General features: G+C 73.6%; 14 protein-coding genes, 3 tRNA genes and 1 pseudogene. 6 read left to right on the forward strand and 12 right to left on the reverse strand.

All coding sequences use genetic code 11. The features are described from left to right. Nucleotides 1-47: 47 nt before the first annotated feature. Nucleotides 48-3482 carry a PAS domain-containing protein gene (locus BOQ63_RS24095; RefSeq protein WP_223886029.1) on the reverse strand — a complete coding sequence of 1145 codons (3435 nt, stop codon included), beginning with the start codon at nt 3480-3482 and terminating at the stop codon, nt 48-50. A 178-nt stretch (nt 3483-3660) separates the two neighbouring features. Between BOQ63_RS24095 and BOQ63_RS24100 the strand changes: the two genes are divergently transcribed. The 4 genes from BOQ63_RS24100 to BOQ63_RS24115 all read left to right on the forward strand — a co-directional run bounded on the left by BOQ63_RS24100 (nt 3661) and on the right by BOQ63_RS24115 (nt 7195). Next, nucleotides 3661-3751 (forward strand) — tRNA-Ser (locus tag BOQ63_RS24100). Nucleotides 3752-3913: 162 nt separating this feature from the next. Further along, nucleotides 3914-3989, forward strand: a tRNA-Arg gene (locus BOQ63_RS24105). A gap of 31 nt (nt 3990-4020) precedes the next feature. Next, nucleotides 4021-4096: transfer RNA gene (locus tag BOQ63_RS24110), tRNA-Arg, on the forward strand. A gap of 426 nt (nt 4097-4522) precedes the next feature. Continuing rightward, on the forward strand, nt 4523-7195 hold the full coding sequence (locus tag BOQ63_RS24115; protein ID WP_072654945.1) for an Ig-like domain-containing protein: 2673 nt from the start codon (nt 4523-4525) through the stop codon (nt 7193-7195). 181 nt (nt 7196-7376) lie between these two features. Here the strand turns inward: BOQ63_RS24115 and BOQ63_RS24120 are convergent, their stop codons facing one another. Continuing rightward, nucleotides 7377-8333, reverse strand: coding sequence for an aldo/keto reductase (locus BOQ63_RS24120; protein WP_030278465.1), 957 nt, complete (start codon nt 8331-8333; stop codon nt 7377-7379). Nucleotides 8334-8487: 154 nt separating this feature from the next. Here BOQ63_RS24120 and BOQ63_RS24125 point away from each other — a divergent pair, with 154 nt between their 5' ends. Then, on the forward strand, nt 8488-8691 hold the full coding sequence (locus BOQ63_RS24125; RefSeq protein WP_030278467.1) for a hypothetical protein: 204 nt from the start codon (nt 8488-8490) through the stop codon (nt 8689-8691). A 54-nt stretch (nt 8692-8745) separates the two neighbouring features. On the opposite strand, the gene BOQ63_RS24130 is transcribed toward BOQ63_RS24125, so the two are convergent. From BOQ63_RS24130 to BOQ63_RS24170, 9 genes and pseudogenes are all read right to left on the reverse strand, one after another. Continuing rightward, nucleotides 8746-9750 (reverse strand): endo alpha-1,4 polygalactosaminidase, encoded by a 1005-nt coding sequence (locus tag BOQ63_RS24130; protein WP_030278469.1) that lies wholly within the window; start codon nt 9748-9750, stop codon nt 8746-8748. A 22-nt stretch (nt 9751-9772) separates the two neighbouring features. Continuing rightward, entirely contained in the window at nt 9773-10468 is a 696-nt protein-coding gene (locus tag BOQ63_RS24135) for a spherulation-specific family 4 protein (RefSeq protein ID WP_030278471.1), read from the reverse strand. Next, nucleotides 10465-11382: an NAD-dependent epimerase/dehydratase family protein gene (locus BOQ63_RS24140; RefSeq protein ID WP_046386938.1), complete on the reverse strand. Its 918-nt coding sequence runs from the start codon at nt 11380-11382 to the stop codon at nt 10465-10467. The genes BOQ63_RS24135 and BOQ63_RS24140 overlap by 4 nt, the downstream gene beginning before the upstream one ends. 125 nt (nt 11383-11507) lie before the next feature. Then, nucleotides 11508-12209 (reverse strand): annotated as a pseudogene (locus BOQ63_RS24145) (nucleotidyltransferase family protein); the annotation flags it as partial. 73 nt (nt 12210-12282) lie between these two features. After that, nucleotides 12283-13275 carry an SDR family NAD(P)-dependent oxidoreductase gene (locus BOQ63_RS24150; protein WP_030278478.1) on the reverse strand — a complete coding sequence of 331 codons (993 nt, stop codon included), beginning with the start codon at nt 13273-13275 and terminating at the stop codon, nt 12283-12285. A 98-nt stretch (nt 13276-13373) separates the two neighbouring features. Then, nucleotides 13374-14918 (reverse strand): hypothetical protein, encoded by a 1545-nt coding sequence (locus BOQ63_RS24155; RefSeq protein WP_030278480.1) that lies wholly within the window; start codon nt 14916-14918, stop codon nt 13374-13376. After that, the gene (locus tag BOQ63_RS24160; RefSeq protein ID WP_150476084.1) at nt 14915-15142 is read right to left on the reverse strand and encodes a hypothetical protein; all 228 of its coding nucleotides are present in this window, start codon (nt 15140-15142) and stop codon (nt 14915-14917) included. Before BOQ63_RS24160 ends, BOQ63_RS24155 begins: the two co-directional genes overlap by 4 nt. Continuing rightward, entirely contained in the window at nt 15139-16653 is a 1515-nt protein-coding gene (gene pelF, locus BOQ63_RS24165) for a GT4 family glycosyltransferase PelF (RefSeq protein ID WP_046386937.1), read from the reverse strand. Before pelF ends, BOQ63_RS24160 begins: the two co-directional genes overlap by 4 nt. Nucleotides 16654-16767: 114 nt before the next feature. Further along, nucleotides 16768-19056, reverse strand: coding sequence for a hypothetical protein (locus BOQ63_RS24170; RefSeq protein ID WP_063756480.1), 2289 nt, complete (start codon nt 19054-19056; stop codon nt 16768-16770). Nucleotides 19057-19471: 415 nt separating this feature from the next. On the opposite strand from BOQ63_RS24170, the gene BOQ63_RS24175 reads away from it, so the two are divergent. Then, nucleotides 19472-20359, forward strand: a complete 888-nt coding sequence (locus BOQ63_RS24175) for a tyrosine-protein phosphatase (RefSeq protein WP_050366690.1) — start codon at nt 19472-19474, stop codon at nt 20357-20359. A gap of 14 nt (nt 20360-20373) precedes the next feature. On the opposite strand, the gene BOQ63_RS24180 is transcribed toward BOQ63_RS24175, so the two are convergent. Continuing rightward, nucleotides 20374-21291 carry an RNA polymerase sigma factor SigF gene (locus BOQ63_RS24180; protein ID WP_030278488.1) on the reverse strand — a complete coding sequence of 306 codons (918 nt, stop codon included), beginning with the start codon at nt 21289-21291 and terminating at the stop codon, nt 20374-20376. Between the last annotated feature and the right edge of the window lie 111 nt (nt 21292-21402).

Below are 21402 nucleotides of genomic sequence, written 5' to 3' on the forward strand. Positions count from 1 at the left end.
GCCGGCCCCCGTTCGGTACGGGGGCCGGCCCTCTGGCACGTCCGGGTTCAGCCCGCGGCGGCGACGCCCGCCTCGCCCATCGCGCCGATCCGCCCGAGCAGGTCGACGATCCGGGACTGGACGTCCTCGCTGGTCGAGCGCTCGGCCAGGAACAGCACCGTCTCGCCGGTGCGCAGCCGGGGCAGTTCGCGCGGGTCGAGGTCCACCGAGGTGTAGACCACGAGCGGGGTGCGGTGCAGCCGGTCGTTGGCGCGCAGCCAGTCCAGCAGCCCGACCCGGCGGCGGCGGATCTGGAACAGGTCCATCACCACCAGGTTGGGCTGGACGCTGCTGGCGCGGGCGACCGCGTCGTTCTCGTCCACCGCGTGCTCGACGTGCATGCCGCGCCGCTCCAGGCTGCTGATCATCGCGGCGGCGATGTCCGGGTCGCCCTCGACCAGCAGCACCCGCGGGGCGTGGTGCTCGCCGTCGCGCGGGGCGAGGGCGCGCAGCAGTACGGCCGGGTCGGCGCCGTACGCGGCGTCCCGGGTGGCCTGGCCGAGGCCTGCGGTGACCAGCACCGGGATCCGGCTGTTGAGGGCCGCGGTGCGCAGGGACTGCAGCGCGGTGCGGGTGATCGGGCTGGTCAGCGGGTCGACGAAGAGCGCCGCCGGGAAGCCGGCCACCTGGGCGTCCACCTCCTCGCGGGAGCGGACGATCACCGGGAGGTAGCCGCGCGACTGGAGCGCCTGGCCGGTGGCGGGGTCGGGCTCGGGCCAGACCAGCAGCCGGCGGGTGTTGGCCAGCTCGCCGGACGCGGGCTGCGACTGCTCGGCGTCCGGGCGCTCGCCCCCGGCGGCCGGCAGTTCGGCCATCGGGCGCGGCGCGACCGGTACCGGCGGCTGCGCCGGGACGGCGGGCACCGGCGGGGTGCCGACCGGGGTGACCGCCGGGCGCGGCGGGGTGAGTTCGGCCAGCCCGCTGCCGACCGGGCGCGGGCCGCTCTGCTCCTCGGCGGAGGGCAGCGCGGGCCGGGCGGGTTCCAGCGCACCGCCGGGCTGCGGGGCGGGGGCTCCAGCCGGGGCGTCGGCGGCGGGACCGGGCGGTACGGAGAGCCGGCGGCGGCGGCCGGTCGGCGCGGCGGCGGGCTCGGCCGGGGCGGGCGCCGGCCCGGTGGGCAGGGCGTGCTCCAGGCCGGGGTACACCGGGGCGTCGCCCACACCGGGCAGCGCGAATCCGCCCGACGAGTCCTCGGCGGAGGGCAGGGCGCGGCGGCGGCGCGGCTTGGTCCCGGCGCCGTCCTCGGTGGGGGCGTCGCCCGGCTGGGCGGCGTCGGCGGGTGCGGGGCCGAGGGCGAGCGGCTCCCGGCCGGCGGGCCGGGCCTGCTGCGGGCGCTCGCCCTCGACGGGCACGGCGTAGGCGGGGCCGGAACGGCCGTCGTCCTTGCCCCACGGGTCGCTCTGCGGCGGCTGCGGGGCGGCCAGGCCGCGGCGGCCGTACGCGGGGTCGTTGCCGGTGCCGTTCCACTGCTCGGGGACGTCCCGCTCCACCCGGGCGGGGGCGTTCGGCCACTGGTCGGCGGGGCCGGCCGGGGGGGTGGCGGCCTCCGGGGCCGGGGTCCCGGCGGCGGGGCGGCCGCGGCGGCCGCGGCGCTCGGCCGGGGGCTCCTCGGTGGGCGCCTGCTCGGCTTCGGGGGCGCGGGCGGGCCGTTCGTCGCCCGGGCCGTCCGGTCCGCTCGGTCCGGCCGGGGCGCCGGCGGCGGTCGGGGTGCTCCCGGTGTCCTCGGCGACGTCGCCGCTGCTGGGCAGCGGGGGGATGCCCGGCAGCTCGGGCAGGACGGCGCTGTCGGTCTCCTTGGGCCGGTCGGAGCGGCCCTCGGCGGACGCGCGCTCGGCGGCGGCCTTCGCGGCGACCGGGTCCAACGGCAGCTCGACCACGTACGTGGTCCCGGCCTTGCCGGGCAGCTCGTGCGGCTGGAGCACGCCACCGTGGCGCTCGACCACCGCGCGGGCTATCGGCAGGTGGACGGCGCTGCCGCCGATGCCGGGACCGCGGATCTCGACCCGGGCGACCTCGCCGCGCTGGGCGGCGGCCAGGACGACGGTCGGTGGTTCGGCGGGCGTGGCCGGGGTGGGCGGGCCGCCCAGTCCGGGCGTGGTCAGGCCGGGGACGGCCAGACCGGGGGAGGGGGCGACGGGCGGGTCCAGCGAGAGGCCGGTGCCGCTGACGTCGGCGACCAGGTGGGCCAGCGCCTGGGCGAGCCGCCGCTTGTCGGCGATCACCTCGACCGCGGCGGCGTGCACCGAGAAGCGCACCCGGCCGGGGCCGACCAGCTCGCCGGCCTCCTCGACGGCCCGGCGGACCACCTTGTCCAGGCCGACCGGCACCCGCTGCTCGGCCTGGCGCCCGGTCTTGCCGTCCTTCGCGTCCCTGCCCTCGGCCGGCCCGTTCTCGCCGGCCTCGGAGCGCTGGTGTTCGAGCACCCCGTCGATCAGCTTCCCGAACCGGCGGCACTCGTCGGCGAGCCGGCGCAGGGTCCAGTTGGCCTCCGGCCAGAGCTGTCCGGCGGGGTCGGCGGCGAGCCGGTCCAGCCGCTGGTTCAGCGCGCTCAGCGCGCCGCCGAGCTCGCTCTCCAGGACGGCGGTGAGGTGCTCGTTGCGGGCGATCAGGGCGAGTTCGCGGCTGCGGTCGGTGAAGGTCATCACCGCGCCGACCAGCTGGTCGCCGTCCCGGACCGGGGCGGTGGTGAGGTCGACGGTGACCGGGCGGCCGTCCTTGCGCCACAGCACGGTGCCGCGCACCCGGTGCTTGCGCCCGGAGGTCAGGGTGTCCAGCAGTGCGGACTCCTCCAGCGCCAGCGGGGTGCCGTCGGCCCGGGAGTGCTGGATCAGCGGGTGCAGTTCGCGCCCGCCCAGCTCGCTCGCCCGGTACTCCAGGATGTGCGCGGCGGCCGGGTTGACCAGGACGCAGCGGCCTTCGAGGTCCACGCCGAGCACGCCCTCGGCGGCGGCCCGCAGGATCATCTCGGTCTGCTTGTGCTGGCGGCGCAGCTCGGCCTCGACGCCCAGCCGTCCGGAGAGGTCGCGGACCAGCAGCAGGAGCAGGTCGGAGGACGAGGAGGCGCGGGGGCCGTCGCGGTAGGGGTCGTACGGGGAGCGCCCGTAGCCCTCGCCGCCGTCGGTGGCGAAGTCGTTGCCGGAGACCTCGACCGGGAAGGTCGTGCCGTCGGTGCGGTGGGCGGTCATCCGGACCGGGCGGTCGAGGGCGTCGCCGTCGCGGGTGGCCGGGCGCATCGAGCCGGGGATGCGGCTGGGGTCGAACTCGGGCAGCAGGCCGAGCACGCCCATGCCGACCAGCGAGGTGCCCGGCGCCTGCAGCGCCTGGACCGCCGCGCTGTTGGCGTCCACGACGGTGCCGTTGCTGTTCACCAGCAACAACGCGTCGGGCAGGGCGTCGAGTATGGCGTCGAGGCGAGCAGCGCCTCGGATCGGCCTGCTGCTCACGTCGACAGGTCTCCTCGGCTCAGGGCAGCTCCTCCGGAGTCGGCAGTATCTCATTCTTCTTTGCGGCGGGGGCGACCCGCCTAGTAACGTTGGCGGTGGTTGGTGCCGAGCCCCACGGTTGTGGCATCATCACTGACACACGGAACGGGTCCGCTTCGCGCGGGTGCGGTCCATGTGGGGAGGCTTCGCCTAGTCCGGTCTATGGCGCCGCACTGCTAATGCGGTTTCGGGGTTATTCCTGATCGAGGGTTCAAATCCCTCAGCCTCCGCAGCCGGGAGCCCCGTCGAGATCTTGTCGGCGGGGCTCTTCTGCATGTCCGGGGCGTGATCGCCAGCCGGCCCGGAGGGGCCGGATCAATCGATTTCGTCCTACGTCGCAGGTCATGTAATGTTGTCCCCGCAACGCCCCGAGGACAACGTCCACAGGGCGAGCGCTCATAGCTCAACGGATAGAGCACTTGACTACGGATCAAGAGGTTGCAGGTTCGAATCCTGCTGAGCGCACCAAACTCCGCAAGATCGGGTTCGCCCGTTCCTTGCGCTCATAGCTCAACGGATAGAGCACTTGACTACGGATCAAGAGGTTGCAGGTTCGAATCCTGCTGAGCGCACCAGCGAGAAGCCCCCGGCCACCGGCCGGGGGCTTTTCCGTTTTCCCGGCCCCGGCCCCTCCGTGACGCGGGTCACCCCGGGTCGGTGCGGTTGATCATCCGGGACGTCGCCGGCGGCCTCGGTCATGATCCGGGCGATCACGAGGTACGCCTGGTCGGACGCCGGTGTCCGGCGAATCGGCCGGAGTCCCCGGTTCTCGGCCGTTCCGGCGGTCCGGTCGTTCGGGCGGGATCCATCGCCGGCCAATGGGTGGAACACAGCCGTTCGGGTGCATCCCGTTCTGCTGTCGGGAGGGCTGCCGAACGGGTGGGACGCGGCCGGAACGACAGGTGTCGCGGTATGACCGGTCCGGGGTCGTGGTTCCGTTTTGTCGGATCTTGTGCCCGGACTGCCCGCCTCCCCGGCAGCCGACCGTGAAGGAGGGCCGGATGGGCCGACGGTTTCCCCGCACGGCAGCCGCCCTGGCCGTTCTCACGGTCGGAGCGCTGACCGGCTGGAACGCACCGTTCTCGGCCGCGCAGCAGTCCCCTGACGCCTGGTCGGGGGAGCGCCGGGCGGTGCTGCCGTCCGGGCTCGCCGTCCGGTTCGACTTCGCGGCCGCACCCGGTACGGGCGTCAACGCCGGGCCGGGCCAACTGGCGGACCGTTCCGGAGGGGGGCATTCCGCAATGGTGTACGCGGACGGAATGTACCCCGGCGACCCGGCCCAGACCTTCGGAATCACCCCCGACCATCCGCAGGCGGACGGTTCCTGGCGCACCGTCGGTACTCTTCGGCTGGGTTTCTCCCGGCCGGTCCGCAATCCCCGGCTGCACCTGAGCGGACTGGCCGCCGTGGCCGCCGGGAAATCCGGCACCACCAGCACCGCGGTCCGGCTCTCCCTCACCGGCGGCGCACCGGCGGCCCCCACCCTGGTCCGCCGCACCGACTGGCCCGGCTGGACGGTCGACGGCGACTCGCTCGCCCCCGACGGGGCCGACGGCTCCTCCGACGGCACGGCCGGCTCCGCCGCCGAAGGCACCCTGGAACTCGCCGGGACGGTCCGCACCGCGGTGTTCCGGATCGAGCAGCGCTGCACCGCCCGGGCGGGTAGCGCCACCGCCCCGCCCGCGCTGCGCCAGGCCTTCACCGTCACGGTGGACGAGGACCTCGGCACCGCGCCGCAGTCCTACGGCAACGCCTCGCACGTGGTCTCCGACCTCTTCCTGGGCGCCGACGCCACCACCCCCTCCCATCGGGACCGGTCCCGGCCCGGCGGCCCCGCGGACGGCGAGCCGATGGTCGAGCTCGACCACGGCGCCGTGCGGCGCGGCAACCCCTTCACCCGCCCCGCCGGCAGTCAGCCGCCGCCCAGGCTCCGGCCCGGCCGCGGTGAGTACCAGGGCGCCGACCCCTCGATCGGCTTCCCCGACGAGGCCGCGGTCGGCCACTACTACCGGCTCAGCGTCCCGGTCGCGGTGGGCGACCAGCCCGCGACCCTGGCCGGCTGGATCGACTTCGACCACAACGGCCGGTTCGAGCCCGCCGAGCGGGTGCAGACCGAGATCCCGGCCGGCGCCGACACCGCGACCCTGGAGTGGACCGTGCCGCCCGGCGCCGCCTCCGGCGAGACCTGGGCCCGGCTGCGGATCGGCCGCGACACCAGCCAGCTCGTCCCCTCCGGCGGCTTCGCCGACTCGGGGCAGGTCTCCGACCAGCGGATCAGGCTCACCGTCGGTGCGGCGCGGCCCGAGATCGCCGAACCGGTCGACGGCACCGTACTGGCCGACGCCCGCCCGCAGGTCCGCGGCGAGGGCGCGGTTCCGGGTGCGTCGGTGGAGGTCCGGGAGGGCGACAGGACGCTGTGCAGGGCCGGGGTCGAGCGCGGCGGCGACTGGTCCTGCCGGCCCGCCGGGGCGCTCGCGGCCGGGGCGCACGGCCTGACCCCGGCGGAGATCACCGGCGGGGGCGTGGTGCTGCGCGGCGAGACCGTCAAGGTCACCGTGAAGACCGCCCCGCCGGCCGCGCCCCTGCTCACCCTCCCCACCCACACCAACGATCCGGCGCTGCGGCTCACCGGCACCGGCGAGGCGGGCAGCACCGTCTCGGTCGGCGACCGGACCACCTCCTCCGACCTGTGCAGCGTTGCTGTCCGGCCGGACGGCGCGTGGTCCTGTCTGCCGGTCGAGAACCTGGCGGACGGCACCCACCGGCTCACCCCGACCGCGGTCGACGCGGCGGGGAACCGGACGGTGGGGCAGCCGGTCGCGCTGGTGGTGGACACCGTGCCGCCGGACAAGCCGGTGCTCGGCTCGCCCGCCCCGGGGGAGGTGCTGCGGGTCAGCCGGCCGAAACTCGCCGGGCGGGCCGAACCGGGGGCGGACGTGCTGGTCACGGCGGCTGCGAGGGCGGGTGCCGGGCCGGGGGACCGTACGGTGCTGTGCGGGGTGACGGCGGCGCTGGACGGGAGCTGGAGCTGCACCGCCAACCGGGACCTGGCGGACGGGGAGCAGTGGCTGACCGTCACGGTGACCGACCCGGCGGGGAACGGAGCCGCGGCGGACCCGGTACGGGTGCGGGTGGCGGCCGCGGTGCCGACCCCGGCGGGGCCCAGCCCGAGTGCCCCGGTTGCGGCGACCGGCGGTTCGGCCCTGCCGTCCCGGCCGGCTCCCGCTTCCACTCCCGCTGCTACGGCGGTGGTTGGGGCGGGCGCGGGTGTGGGTGCGGGCGCGGGTGCGAGTGCGACGGCGTCGGTGGCGTCCTCGCCGAAGCCCTCCGGCCCGACCGAACTCCCGGAGGTCCGGCCCGTTCCGCCGGGGCTGCTGCCGGTCGTCGTCCCGCCGGTGGTGCCGTCCGTGCCCGTTGTACCCGCGGGCTCTGCCCCGTCGCCGCGTAGCGCCGTTTCGCTTCCGGACGCCGCCTCCACCGCCGGGCCCGCCGCGGCCCCCGCTCCGCAGGGCGGGCGTCCGGGCCGGGTGGCCGAGCCCCCGGCGGCCGTGGTGGTGGCGGCCGGTCGGCCCCGCAGGCACGGCCTGCTCGCCGGGGGGCTGCTGGTGCTCGCCGGAATCGGGCCGATCGCCCGCCGGGTGTCCGCCCGTGGATCCGGCGTCCGGCGGCGCTGAGCTGCGCCGACCGCCCCGACCATCCGTTGATGTGCCTGCGCGGGCGCCGCGGCCGGGCAGGGCCGTCCGGGTGTCGACGCCCAGCCCGGGCTACTACCCGACCCACTTCGGGCGGCCGTAGCCGCGGAGCACGACCGGGCCCCCGGACAGCGGCGTGCTGTCCGGGGGCCCGGTCGTGTGCTCAGGCGGAGGCCTCGTCCAGCAGCGCGGTCTGCGCAGGGGTGAGCTCCAGCGTCGCGCCGGCCAGCAGCGGGGGCAGCTGGTCGACGGTGCGGGCGCTGGCGATCGGGGCGGCGACGGTCGGGCGGGCGGCGAGCCAGGCCAGGGCGACGCTCGCGGGCTCGACGCCGTGGTCGGCGGCGACCGAGTCCAGGGCGTCCAGGACCTTGGGGCCGCGCGGCTCGGCCAGGTAGCGGGCGGCGCCCTCGGCGCGGGCGCTGTCGACGCCCGTGCCACCCGGGCGGTACTTGCCGGTCAGGAAGCCGGAGGCGAGCGCGTAGTACGGCACGGTGGCGAGGCCGTGCTCGGCGACCACCTCGGCCAGCGGGCCCTCGAAGGTGGCGCGGGACACCAGGTTGTAGTGCGGCTGGACCGCGACGTACTTGGTCAGGCCCTCGCGCTCGGCGAAGGCCAGTGCCTCGGCGAGCCGCTCGGCGGAGATGTTGGAGGCGGCGACCGCCCGGACCTTGCCGGCGCGGACCAGCTCGTCCAGGGCGGTCACGAACTCCTCGACCGGGGTGTCGTCGTCCCGGTGGGTGTAGTACAGGTCGATGTGGTCCACGCCCAGGCGGCGCAGCGAGGCCTCGGCGGCGGCCTTGATGGTGGCCGCGCCCAGGCCGCTCGCCTCGGGGTGCAGGCCGACCTTGGTGGCGATCACGATGTCGTCGCGGTTGCCGCGGGTGCGCAGCCAGTTGCCGATCACCGTCTCGGACTCGCCGCCGGTGTTGCCGGGGGCCCAGGCGGAGTAGAAGTCGGCGGTGTCGACGAAGTTGCCGCCGGCCGCCGCGTAGGCGTCCAGCACGGCGAAGGACTGCTGTTCGTCGGCCGTCCAGCCGAAGACGTTGCCGCCGAGGGAGAGCGGGTGGACGGACAGGTCGGAGGTGCCGAGGCGGACCCGGCTGTGGTTTCCGGTGGTCATGCCCGCAGTCAACCCGCTTGCGCGGCAGTGCATTCCGTCGGTCACGCGGATTTCACGATCCCGTCGTGCCGCTGTCGCACGCCCGGGTGGTCCGTCGGGCGGGAGAGGGGTCCGGGGTGTGCCTGAGGTGGGCGGATTCGTTAGAGTCCGTGCCATGGCTGACAACGACTACGACCCCGCCGGTAGCACCCAGATGTTCCGGGCGTTCGTCGACGAGAGCCCGGCGCGTCAGGCACCGGGTTCCGTCTCCACCTACGGCAGCAGCAGCAAGAGCGGCGGTCGCACCGGCGTGATCGCGCTGGTCGCCGTCGTCGCCCTGGTCGTCCTGGGCGCCGTCGTCTGGCTGGCGGTCAAGTGACCCTCGCGCGGGTGGCTCCGCTCCGAGCCACCCGCGCGACGGGAGAGTCCGTCCTCAGCAGGGCTTGCGCCAGGCGTTGAGGTCGAGCTTCTTCTGCATCGAACTGAAGCCCAGCGCCTTGGTCTTGGCGCAGAACTGGTCCGTGTCGAGCTTGTACTCGACGTGGAAGACCGCCTTGCCCGCCTTGACGAACGGTGCGACGCGGTCGCACTCGTCGAACTGCGAGCACTCCTCGTTCACCGCGAAGTCGAAGTCCGGCAGCAGCGCGGGGATCTGGTCCAGGTCGTTCTTCAGGCCGATGGCCAGGCCGCGGTCGTGCGCGAGCTTCGCCAGCATGCGGTTGTACGCGAGCTGGTCGTCAGGGGTGAGCGGGAAGCCGCTGTTCTGGTTGTAGGCCTCGATGGTGTCCGGCTCGATGGCGTCGAAGCCCTTGCTCCTGCACATGTCGAAGCGGGCTGCCATCAGCGGCTTCAGCTGGTCGAGCTTGCGGATGTCGAACCACTTCTCGCCCTTCCAGCCGGTGTCCGAGCCCTGCAGGGCCTTGGCGAAGGCGGTGGAGTCGGGGCGGAAGTCCTCCCAGGAGCCCGCGTTGATGTAGCAGATCACCTTGCGGCCCTTGGCGTGCAGCGCGGCGACCACCGAGGCGTCGTTCTCGAAGCCGTCGATGTCGTAGACCGGTACGTCCACCGACTGGTCGACGGTGCCGCCGAGCTGCCACTGCCAGGCCAGGCCCGGGGTGGGCTGCCAGCGGGCGCCGGCCGGGGGCTGGGCGGTGCTGCCGGGCGGGGTGGTGGTGCCCGGGGTGCCCGGGGTGCCCGGGGCGGTGGTGGTGCCCGGGGTGCCCGGGGCCGAGGTGGTGCCGGGGGCGCTGGGTGTGCCGGGGGTGGCGGAGCCGTCGCCGGGGGTGCTCGGCGCGGTGGCCGCGGGCGAGTTGCTCGGGGTGCCGTCGGCCGGGTCCTGGTCGTCCTCCGATCCCGAGCTGCTGCACGAGCTGACCAGCAGGGCGGTGACGGTGGCGAAGGCTATGGTGGCCGGCAGCAGCCGGTTACGGCGGTTCACGGTAGTCGAACTCCGGATCGGGTCAGGTCAGTTCAGCGGCGGTGAGGCCGTAGGGCAGGGTGCGCCAGGGGTTCTCCCCGGCGCCCGGTACGGCACAGCCGACGCCGGCTCGCCGGGCGGTGATCAGTGCGGCGGCGTCCTGGGCGGACTCGGCCGGGACGTCGTAGACCAGGTGGCAGAAGCGGGAGGCCGCGTGGCGGCCGGTCCACAGCGGCAGGGTCATGGCGCGGTACGCGTCCCAGTCGCCCTCGAAGGTGACCAGCAGGTCGGCGAGGCCGACCTCGGCGTACCCGGGATCGGGGTGCTCGCCGTGGCCGAACACCACGGTGCCGCAGCCGGCCGCCCGGGCGGCCGTCGCGAGCCGCCGGTAGTGCGCCAGCGCGCCGGGGTGGGTGGCGACCTGGTCGAGGTACACGCCGGTGATGCCGTGCCGCTGGCGGTACGTCAGGATGTCGGCGACCACCGCCGCGTGCGGCCTGCGGCCGTAGTCGGTGTCGGCGTAGCCGACCAACGGCAGTCCGGCCGCGCGGAGTTCCTCGGCCGCGTCGGCGAAGACGTGGTCCGGCACCTCGCCGGGACCGTCCGCGAGGTTGAGCACCACGGCGGCGATCCGGGCGGGGTCGGCGGCGGCGACCGCCTGCCAGGCCGCCGGGTCCACCGCGGGGTGGACGTACAGCGGCACCAGCAGGCGGCCGTCGGGGGTGGTCCCGGCGGTCATGCGACCACCGGGGTCGACGCGGGCCCGTCGGTGTCGAGCCACAGGTCGCGCAGGGTGTCGGCGAGGACGGTCTCCGGGTGCCAACCGAGTTCCCGGGCGGCGGCCGACACGTCGGCCTGCTGCCAGGAGACCCCGGCCGAGCGCTCGGAGCCCGCTCCGCTCTCGTCGATCCGGCCGGTGAAGCCGGACGCCGCGACCAGGCCGTCGGCGATCGCCCGGACCGGCTGGGCCCGCCCGGAGGCGAGGTTGAGCACCCGGGGGAGCGGACGGTCGGCGGAGACGGCCAGACCGACCGCCCTGGCGATGTCCCGGGCGTCCACGAAGTCCCGGTAGGCGGAGAGGTCCCCGACCGTGACCACGCCGTCGGCGCCCTCGGGCGCCACCCGGCGCAGCTCGGCCGCCAGCCGGCCGGGCAGCGAGCCCGCCGGGGCGCCCGGGCCGACCGGGTTGAACACCCGCAGCACCACCGCGTCCAGCGGGGAGCCCGCGACCGCGAGGGAGCCGGCCAGCTTGGTCGCGCCGTACACGCCGACCGGGCGGGCGTCGGCCTGCTCGGTCAGGGACTCGCCCTCCGCGCAGACGCCGTACTCGCCGGCCGAACCGATGTGCACCAGCCGGGCCTTCGGGGTGCCCAGGGCGAGCGCCTCGCAGAGCACCGCGGGACCGCGGGCGTTCACCTCGGCGAGCTTGACCGCGCTGCCGGCCACCGCGCCGGCGAAGTTGACCACCACGTCGGGGGCCAGCGCGGCCAGTTCCTCGCCGAGCGGGCCGGCCTGGGCGGTGCCCAGGTCCAGCCGGAGGTCGTGAGCGGGCCGCCGGCCCGCGGTCAGCACGGTGGCCCCGGGCAGCGACCGCAGGACGGCGGAGGCGTGACGGCCCAGGAAGCCGTCGCCGCCGAGCAGCAGGATTCTCACGCGGCCCGTCCGTCGCTCTCGGCGCCCACGGCGGCGGGCTCCTCGGCCGCGTCGTCCGGGGCGGTGCGGGAGGCCGGGACCGGCAGTTCCGCGACGCCCGGCACGGTGGCGGCCGACTCGAAGGGCATCAGGACCGGGCGGATCGACGAGAACTCGGCGTTCGCCCGGTCGTAGTCGTCCGGGCGGCCGATGTCCAGCCAGTAGCCGCCGAAGTCGTAGGCGGCGGGCGGGGTGTCGGCGGCGAGCAGGTCGAGCACCAGCTCGTCGAAGCCCAGCGGGAGGCCCGGGGTGTACTTGGCGAGCGCCGCGCGGGAGACTCCGTACACGCCCATCGAGACCCGGTAGTCGATGCTGGGCTTCTCCTGGAAGCCGGTGATGGTGCCGGAGTCGGTGGTCAGCACGCCGAAGTCGATCTTCACCTGGCGGGCGTAGGTGGCGATGGTCAGCGGGGCGCCGGACGCCTCGTGGTGCTTGAGCACCCCGGCGAAGTCCAGGTCGGTGAGGATGTCGCCGTTCATCACCAGGAAGTGCTCCGGCAGCCGGTCCTGCATGGTGAGCAGCGGACCCATGGTGCCGAGCGGGCTGTCCTCGACGGCGTAGCCGACCCGCAGGCCCCACTGCGAGCCGTTGCCGACGTAGGCGCGGATGATGTGGCCGAGGTGGCCGATGGCCAGGGTGACGGTCTTGAAGCCCGCGGCGGCGAGCTGGCGCATCACGATCTCCAGGATCGCGTGCTGGTCGCCGATCGGGACGAGCGGCTTGGGAAGCGCGGTGGTGTACGGGCGGAGGCGGACGCCCTTACCGCCGGCCAGGATCACTGCGTGCATGGTGTTTCCCCCACGGAAAGGATGTGTAGGACACGAATCCCGGAGACCAGGACGAGCATGATCGTTACGGCGGTCAGACGTTGTAGATGTCGGTCTTGTAGCGCGCCAGGTTGGCCGGGTCGCGGAAGAACTCGATGGTCTGCTCCAGGCCCTGCTCCAGGCTGAACAGCGGGGCCCAGCCGGTGGCCTCGCGCAGCCGGGTGGCGTCCGCGACCAGGCGCATGACCTCGGAGTTGGTCGGACGGATGCGCTGCTCGTCCTCCTTCACCAGCAGGTCGACGCCCATCAGCTTGCCGACCAGGGTGACCAGGTCGCCGACCGAGATCTCGCCGCCGGTGCCGGCGTTGAAGGTCCGGCCGACCACCGTCTCGGCGGGCGCGGTGCCCACCGTGCGGAAGGCGTTGGCGGTGTCCTTGACGAACATGAAGTCGCGGGTCGGGCGCAGGTCGCCGAGGGTGATCTCGGTCTGGCCGGCCGCCACCTGGGCGATCACGGTCGGGATGACGGCGCGCATCGACTGGCGCGGACCGAAGGTGTTGAACGGGCGCAGGGTGACGACCGGGGTCTCGAAGCTGGCGTGGTAGCTGTCGGCCAGTCGGTCCCCGCCGGCCTTGGAGGCGGCGTACGGGGACTGGGTGTTGATCGGGTGGTCCTCGGTGATCGGCACGGTCTGCGCGGTGCCGTAGGTCTCGCTGGTGGAGGTGTGCACCAGACGCGGGATCTCCAGGTGGCGCACCGCCTCCAGCACGTTCAGGGTGCCGGTGACGTTGGTGTCCACGTACGAGTGGGGGGCGCGGTAGGAGTACGGGATCGCGATCAGAGCGGCCAGGTGGTAGACCGCCTCGGTGCCCTTGACCAGGCCGTTGACCGAGCCCGGGTCCCGGACGTCGCCGAGCACGATCTCGACCGAGTCCAGCACCTCCGGGGACAGGGTCTCCAGCCAGCCGAAGGAGGAGAAGGAGTTGTACTGGACCATCGCGCGGACGTGGTGCCCGTCGGCGACCAGGGTCTCGACGAGGTGGGAGCCGATGAAGCCCTCGGCTCCGGTAACCGCGACGCTGCTCATGCGGATTCGCTTTCTCGATTTCGGGAGCGGCCGGACGTCCCGTGACAGTCGGCCGATGGTGTTCTCGGTGGAGGCTGGCACTCAGCGGGGCTGAGGTGTCAGCGGTGTTGGGTGGTGCGGCCGAGCGCGGGCCCGGCGGTGGCGGTGAGGACGAGTGCGGCCGTCCCGCAGCCGATCAGCTGCAGGACGATCGGGTCCGCACCGGTCAGCAGCCCGACGCTCTCGGCGACCGCGGCGGCCAGACAGATGAGGGCGGTGCTCCAGCTGAACCCGAAGGCGTTCAGCAGCAGCGCCAGCCAGAGCGAGCCGCCCAGGAGCAGCATCGCGCCGAGCTGCGGCACGCCGAGCGACGGGGCGCCCGGCCACAGCACGGTCGCGGCGGCGTCCAGCGCGGCCACGGTGGTGAGGTAGATGAACAGGCAGCCGAGCAGGATTCCGCCGGTGCGGCGGGTGAACTGCCCGGTGGTGTGGCTGGTGCGCAGTGCGGCCACGGCCATCGCCCGGTAGCGGAACAGCAGCCACTCGGCGAGGCCGAGACTGAGTGTCAGCGCGATCATGGCGGGGCCGGTCGGGGTGGTCTTCACCTCCGCCACCGCGTGGGCGTGCCCGGGGTGGGCGTGCGCCACGTGGGAGGCGGCGTGCACGGCCTGGTGGATGGTCTCGCCGAGGCCGGCGATCAGCGTGAGCGCGCCGCAGGCCAGTCCGAACAGCAGGTGCGGGACCTCCTGGCGGATCGGCAGCCTGAGCTCCACGCCGTCCCGTTCGCCGCCGCGGGCCGCGACCAGGAGCTCCCGGACGGCCAGGCCGACCGCCAGCGCCACCGAGGCGAGCAGCACCACCGTACGGACCAGCTCCGGGACGTCGACCGCCAGCACCACGCCCGCGCCGACCGAGGCCGGGGCGAGCGCCAGCAGCAGGAACTTCTCCCGCCCGAGCACCAGCAGGGCGGTGGCCGCGGCCAGGTAGCAGGACTGCCCCGCGGCGAACCACAGGGCGCCGAGCGGTCCGCCGACCACGTACGCGGCGGCGGAGGCCAGCAGCGCGCCGATCGGCGCGCCGATCGCCAGGCAGACCGCGGCCTCCCGGCGGCGCAGCCGGCCCAGCCAGCGGTACGCCCGGTGCGCCAGGGCCTGGTTGAAGCCCCAGCTGACCAGCGTGGCGATGGACAGCGCGAGCATGCCCGAGGGAAGCCCGAAGCGCATCCGGGTGGTCGCGAACAGGTTGGCGCCCAGCAGGTAGCCGAGTCCGGGCAGGGCGAACACCAGGCCGCGCACCACGCAGCGCCAGGGGTCGGCCCGCCAGGGGTTGGCGAACTCGGAGCTCGGGCCGGGGTAGCGGCGCTCGACCTTCTCGAACAGCTCCTCGGCGACGGTGAAGGCGTCGGGGCGGCCGTACAGCAGGGCGGCCTGCTCGTCGGAGAGGCCGTCGGACTCCAGGAAGGCCGCGATCTCGTACGGGTGGACGGCGTCGGCGCAGATGTCGCGCAGCCGCTCGGCGAGCTCGTCCAGCGGGTCGTCGGACAGGCCGAGCTGCTCGGCGGGGTCGGGCTCGGCGGGGCGGCGGCGCTTCAGCGGCAGGGTGCGCAGCTGCATCGTCCGCTCGGAACCGCCCTCGTCAGGGACGAGGCGTATCGGACCGCTCATGCGCCCACCTCGCTGCGCTCGGCGGCCGCTTCGCGGGACACGCACCTCTCGATGGCTCGCTCGCTTCGCTCGCTCACGCCGCCCACCTCGCTGCGCTCGGCGGCCGCTTCGCGGGACACGCACCTCTCGATGGCTCGCTCGCTTCGCTCGCTCACGCCGCCCACCTCGCCGCGCTCGGCGGCCGCTTCGCGGGACACGCACCTCTCGATGGCTCGCTCGCTCACGCGCCCACCTCGCTGTGCTGGGGCGGCACGGCGGTCAGCCGCGGTTCCCAGTCCGGGCTGGGGACCTCGTCGGTGACGGCGACCACGCCGCCGGGCATCCAGCGGGCAGTGCCCAGGAGCTCGGTGTAGATGCCCCGGAAGCCGTCGATGTTCTGGCGGAGCGTGAACTGCTCGATGACGCGCAGCCGGGCCCCCTCGCCGAGCCGGGCGCGGCGCGCGGGGTCGCGCAGCAGCTCGATGGCGGCGGCCGCCATCGGCTCGGGCTCGCGCGGCGGGACGACCAGCCCGGTGTCGCCGACCGCCTCGCGCACGCCGCCGACGTCGGTCGAGACGGTCGCGCGGCCGCAGGACATGGCTTCGATCAGGGTGAACGGGAAGCCCTCGCTGATGCTGGAGAGCATGACCACGTTGCCCGCCGCGTACGCGTCGGTGATGTCGGCGACGCGGCCCTCGAAGGCCACCGAGTCGGCTACGCCGAGCTCGGCGGCCAGGGCTATGCAGCCGTCCCGGTACGCCTCGCCGCCCTTGGGGGTGCCCCCGAAGAGCCGCAGCCGCGCCTCGGGGATCTCACGGTGGACGATGGCGAAGGCCCGGATCAGCGTCTCCAGGTCCTTGATCGGGTCGACCCGGCCGGCCCAGCTGAGGGTCGGCGTCTCGGGCTCCGGCCCGGCGGGCGGGAAGGCGGCCGGGTCCACGCCGTTGTAGACGGTGCGGATGTGGGCGGAGGGGGTGCCGCCGCGCTCCTCCCAGCGCCGGTTGTACCGGTTGCCGGGGGTGACCAGCGCGGCCTGGCGGTAGCTCTCCTCGGCGAGCATCCGGTAGAAGCCGAGCAGCAGCGCCTTGACCGGCCAGCGGTACGGGCCGGTGCGGTAGCCGAGGTAGCGCTCGCGCAGGTAGATGCCGTGCTCGGTGAGCAGGAACGGTACGCCGTACTGCTGGGCGGCGATCAGCCCGGGCAGGGTGGCGAGGCCGCCGCTGGCCGCGTGGGCGACGCCGTCGGTGGGCGGGTTGACCGAGAGCGGCCGCAGCGCGTGCTCCAGCAGGTCGGTGGCGTTCAGCGCGTCGTGCAGGGTGGGCCGGGACACCGCGGTGGGCAGGTAGTCGCGGGTCCACACGTGCTGGAGGGTGCGCAGGGCGCGTTCGCTGCGCAGCGCGGGGCTGAGCAGGCCGCGCCGGGCGAGGTCGGCGAAGCCGTACAGCTCGGTGCCGAAGTGGGTGGTGTAGACCGGGTCGAGGATGGAGTGCAGGAAGCGCTCGTACGCGTTGAGGAAGCGCCGCATCTCCTTGCCGCGCGGCGGTCGGGCCTCCGAGGCGGGTCCCCACAGCGGTGCGGTGGTGACCGACCGTACGTTGGCGGGCAGTTCCCAGGCCAGTGGTTCCTGGCCGGTCCCGGTGACGGCGACGATGTCGAAGTCGACGTCCGGCATGCCCTGAACGAGCTGGTCGCACCAGACGCTCACACCGCCGTGCTGGTGCGGGTACGTCCCCTCGGTGAGCAGGGTGACGCGCATCTCCTGTCCCCCCTCCTGTTCTTGCGTCGTTTGTCCGTCCTGGGTGGCCGGAGCGGGAGCCGTGGCGGGGCCGGGCCGGGCGACCGGCCCGACCCCGCCAAGGGGTGTTGCGGGTTACTGCTTGCCGGAGTGCTGGGCGCCCTTGCCCTGGACGGCGGCCTTGCCGGGCACCGGGATTCCGCTGCCGGGCACGAGGGACTTGGCAGCGGGCTTGCGGGTGGTGTCGCCCGGCCCCGCCGGGACGGGGGTGGCGACGCCCTGCGGCACGACCTTCTTGTCCGCCGGCGCCGGTGCCGGGACGGACTTGGCCGCGACGCTCGGCGCGACGGCGGCCGGGGCGGCCGGCGCGGCGGCGGACGGGAGCTGCAGGGTGACGCTGCTCTGCAGGGAGCCCGGGGACGCCCAGCCCGAGAGCGTACCGGCGTAGGCCGAACCGAAGGCGGCCGTACCGATGGCCATCTTCTGAGCAGTTCCGGTCGGCATGGTGGCCTGGATCTGAACACCGGCCGGCGCGCTGACGGTGACGGTGTTGCCGATCTTGTACGCGGTGACCTGGCCGGAGGCGAGGGCGTTGTTCCACGCCGCGCGCTTCTGGAACTCCTGGCCGATCTCGCGCTCACCGAGGTTCACGATCGGGGTGCTGTCGGCGTAGAGCGAGCGGTAGGTGCCGAGGACCTTCTCCAGCACCGGGTACAGGATGCGGCCCTCGGAGAGGTTCGACTGGTGCACGAAGTGCGGGCGCGGGTCGTTGTTCAGCACGTGGCCGAGGTCGATCCGGGCCTCGAGCGGCACGATGTACGACTGGTAACCGGTGGTGGTGTCCAGCGGCGCGGACAGGCAGGTGGAGTTGGCGTTGTTCTCGCAGACGCCGCTGCCGCCGTTGGCCTTGCTGGTGTAGATCCAGTTGTACTCGTCCGTCTCCTCCTGCGCCGAACCGGCGTTGTAGAAGACGTTCATCGGGTACCGCGGCACGGTCAGCGTGGACGAGCCGACGGCCCGCTGGGCGGGCTCGCGGGAGGCGTCGCTGCCGGTGAACCTGATGCCGTTGGCGGCCAGCGCCGGCGCCAGGTTCGGGTTGTCGCTGGTCTCCTGCGGGGCGGTGAGCAGACCGGAGTGCTCGCCGGTGACGAGCACCTGCGGGTCGACCTTGAGGCCATTGGCGGTGGCCCAGTCGAAGTTCTGCTTGATCTGGGTGGAGATGGTGTTCTGGTCGGTCCAGACGGTGTTGCCCGAGGCGTCCTTGGTGCACTTCCACGGCACCACGCTGACGTCCTGCACGCAGCCCAGGTAGGGGTGGGTGTAGGTGTGGTTGACCCAGCGGTAGCTGTTCTGGTCGGAGATCATCTGGCTGGCGGTCGGGTCCACCGTGGTCTGGTGGTCGGACTTCCAGTCCTCGCTGCCGCCGCCGTTGAACACCATGTCCAGCGTGAAGTTGTTGGCGGTCTGCCACTGCTTGAGGTACTGCGCGTCCGCCTGGGTCATCCGGATCGGGTTGGCGGTGTCCGGGGTGCCGGGCGGGCAGGTGACGTCACCGGGGGTGCACTTGAGCACGGTGTCCCAGCGGTCGTCGGCCAGGAACACGTCGTCCACGTGGGTGGCGAAGTAGTTGCGGTCGTAGCCGAGGTGGACGCCCTGGGTGATCCAGTCGACCATGCCGCGGGCCAGCAGCCGGTACTGCTGCTGGTACTGGTTGTAGACGAACGTGACGACCAGTTCCTTGCGGCCGTCGTGGGTGTACTCGCCGACCAGCGAGCCGCGGCTGGTCGTGCCCGGTATCGCCGCGTCGACCAGCGGGACGAAGGAGGCACCGGTCGGCAGGTTGGCGAGCGGCGTCGCCAGGTAGCCGTAACTCTCGCTGACGTTGGGGTCGTTGTCCTCGAACGGGACGCTGCCCTTGAGGTACCCGAACGGACCGGAAGTCCCGGCCGTGGTGGTGGCCGCCTGGAATCCGTCGAGGGTGCCGACGAATCCCGGATTCTGGGCGTAGTTCAGTCCGACCGCCGGACTGGCCCACGTGTACGCGTCGATCTGCCGGACGTTGAAAGCGGCTTCGTACGTGGCGATCGCCGTCATCTCGGCGGCGCTGTTGGGGAAGGGGTTTTCGTTGGGCAGCACGATGCCCTGGTACTTGCCCCGGGGGAGCCCGTTCACCGTGTCGCTCAGGAAAGCCGAGTTGATCACGGGACGGTTGGGGTCATTGAGACTGACGACCTTGTACGGCGTGCCCTGGCTCTTCAGCTCGGCGGTGATCGCCGCGACGGACGGACCCCCGTCGTCGATGACCAGGACGGTGAGGTCGATCCTGGGCGGCGTGGTGTCGCCGTGGGCCAGGGTGGTCTGCAGGCCGCTGGCCAGCAGAACTGCCGCTGCGCAGGCGGCAACTCTTCGGGTCGTTTGACCCATGTCTGATCCTCCCCTTGGGCAGGCCCCGCGCTGCTCGGCGCTCGCCTGCCCGTGTAGCTGTTCGCGGGCAGCAGGCTGCCCGGCGCCCATCCTGGTCGAGCGTCGACGGTGCGAGGGACCAATTGGGCGAGAGTGCAGCGAACCTGTTACCAACGTTCATGGTGAAGCCATGGAGGCGCTGATTGTGACCGCAACCGGACCGCCCGCGCAAATAATGAATTGAAAATGAAAAACCGGAAGCCGAGTGCTACAGCTGGTTACCGACTGTGCGGCTCACACGGATCCGTGGGGCACCTACACTGTCGTCGTTGCGCCTGACACTCTTGCACATCATGTCGCTGCAATGGGCAGGTTCATGCAATATCGGGCACCGCTGTGCCATGTGACAGTTCGAATTTGCAATGGAGGCTCGCGGGTGACCGATGGGCGGATCGCATCCGAGCGAATCGGGGACGTACGGAATGCGCTCCCGAAGCCGGGCCGAGCGGTCCTGGTCGGGCGCAGTCTCGGTCTGCGCGGCGCGGTCAACGCTCGCGACCTGGGTGGCTACCGGACGGCCGGGGGGCGGGTGGTGCGCGGTGGCGTCGTCCTGCGCAGTGACGGCCTGAACCGGGTCACCGCCGAGGACGTCGACCCGCTGGGCGCGCTCGGCCTGCGCGCGGTGGTCGACCTGCGCAGCTCCGACGAGATCCGCGAGGCCGGTCCTGACCTGCTGCCGGACGGCGTGACCTCCCACCACCTTCCGTTGCTGGCAACGGACTTCGACATCAACACCACGCTGCGCGGCGCCCTCTCCGACCGCAGCGCGCGCAAGCAGCGCGGCCTGCTCGGCAACGGCCGGGCGGCCGCGATGATGACCGGGCTCTACCGCTGGTTCGTCACCGACCCGGTGGCCCGCGAGCGCTTCGCCGCCCTGCTGCGGCTGCTGGCCGACCCGGGCGGCGTGCCGCTGCTGTTCCACTGCTCGGCCGGCAAGGACCGCACCGGCTGGGCGGCCGCGCTGGTGCTGACCGCCCTGGGCGTGGACCGCGAGACCGTGCTCGCCGACTACCTGCTCACCAACGAGCGCTCCGCCGCCGTGGTCGAACGGGTGCTGGAGGACTTCGGCAGCCGGGGCCTGATGCGCGAGCCCGAGCTCCTCCTGCCGGTCTTCCGGGCCGACCGCGGCTACCTGGACGCGGCCTTCGCGGAGGTCGAGGCCGGCTGGGCCGGCTTCGACGCCTTCTGGCGGGAGGGGCTCGGGCTGGACGAGGAGGTACTGGCCGGACTGCGCGCCAACCTGCTGGACGGCGGGACGGACTAGGGCCTGCCCGGCGGTCAGCCCTCGCTGATCAGCCCCTCCCGGAGCTGGGTGAGCGTCCGGGTGAGCAGCCGGGACACGTGCATCTGGGAGATGCCGATCTCCTCGCCGATCTGGGACTGGGTGAGGTTGCCGAAGAACCGCAGCATGATGATCCGGCGCTCGCGCGGGGGCAGCTTGGCCAGCAGCGGCTTGAGCGACTCCCGGTACTCCACGCCCTCCAGCGCGAGGTCCTCGTAGCCGAGCCGGTCGGCCAGCGGCCCCTCGCTGTCCTCCTCGCCGGGGCTGGAGTCGAGCGAGCTGGCGGTGTAGGCGTTGCCCACCGCGAGGCCCTCGACCACGTCCTCCTCGCTGACCCCGAGGCAGGCGGCCAGCTCGGCGACGGTGGGGGAACGGTCCAGCCGCTGGGACAGGTCGTCCCCGGCCTTGGTGAGTGCCAGCCGCAGCTCCTGGAGCCGGCGCGGCACCCGGACCGACCAGCTGGTGTCCCGGAAGAAGCGCTTGATCTCGCCGACCACGGTCGGCATCGCGAAGGTGGGGAACTCCACCCCGCGCTCCGGGTCGAAGCGGTCGATCGCCTTGATCAGGCCGATGGTGCCGACCTGGACGATGTCCTCCATCGGCTCGTTGCGGCTGCGGAAGCGGGCCGAGGCGTACCGGACCAGCGGCAGGTTGAGCTCGATCAGGGTGTCGCGGACGTAGGTGTGCTCCTCGCTGCCGGGCTCCAGTGTGGCCAGCCGCAGGAACAGCGAGCGGGAGAGTGTCCGGGTGTCCAGCCCGGAGCCGGGCGGTGCCTCGGCGGGCGTCCCCTGGGCGGGTGCCCCCTCGGTGGGCACCCCCGGGCCGACCCGTTGGAGCGGGATCCGGTCCTCGGCGACCGCCGTGCCCTTGGCCTGACCAGCGTGGATCTCCGCAGTGCCCAGCTCTCCGGACATGCACCCACCCCCTTGTGACTGACAGTTGAACGGGGGCCGTCGCACGGAGGTTCCCGGCGGGGGCCCAACCCCCTCCATACCGGAACACGGCCCACGGCAAACCCGAACGTC

The sequence above is a fragment of the Streptomyces viridifaciens genome (assembly GCF_001888885.2).
In the GTDB taxonomy this organism is placed as follows: domain Bacteria; phylum Actinomycetota; class Actinomycetes; order Streptomycetales; family Streptomycetaceae; genus Kitasatospora; species Kitasatospora aureofaciens.

What these genes read in the sequence shown, in the direction of transcription:
- BOQ63_RS24115 (WP_072654945.1), top strand. Translation starts at nt 4,523, where the DNA reads ATGGGCCGACGGTTTCCCCGCACGGCAGCCGCCCTGGCCGTTCTCACG.
- BOQ63_RS24150 (WP_030278478.1), bottom strand. Translation starts at nt 13,275, where the DNA reads ATGAGCAGCGTCGCGGTTACCGGAGCCGAGGGCTTCATCGGCTCCCAC.
- BOQ63_RS24125 (WP_030278467.1), top strand. Translation starts at nt 8,488, where the DNA reads ATGGCTGACAACGACTACGACCCCGCCGGTAGCACCCAGATGTTCCGG.
- BOQ63_RS24170 (WP_063756480.1), bottom strand. Translation starts at nt 19,056, where the DNA reads ATGGGTCAAACGACCCGAAGAGTTGCCGCCTGCGCAGCGGCAGTTCTG.
- BOQ63_RS24135 (WP_030278471.1), bottom strand. Translation starts at nt 10,468, where the DNA reads ATGACCGCCGGGACCACCCCCGACGGCCGCCTGCTGGTGCCGCTGTAC.
- BOQ63_RS24180 (WP_030278488.1), bottom strand. Translation starts at nt 21,291, where the DNA reads ATGTCCGGAGAGCTGGGCACTGCGGAGATCCACGCTGGTCAGGCCAAG.
- pelF (WP_046386937.1), bottom strand. Translation starts at nt 16,653, where the DNA reads ATGCGCGTCACCCTGCTCACCGAGGGGACGTACCCGCACCAGCACGGC.
- BOQ63_RS24120 (WP_030278465.1), bottom strand. Translation starts at nt 8,333, where the DNA reads ATGACCACCGGAAACCACAGCCGGGTCCGCCTCGGCACCTCCGACCTG.
- BOQ63_RS24155 (WP_030278480.1), bottom strand. Translation starts at nt 14,918, where the DNA reads ATGAGCGGTCCGATACGCCTCGTCCCTGACGAGGGCGGTTCCGAGCGG.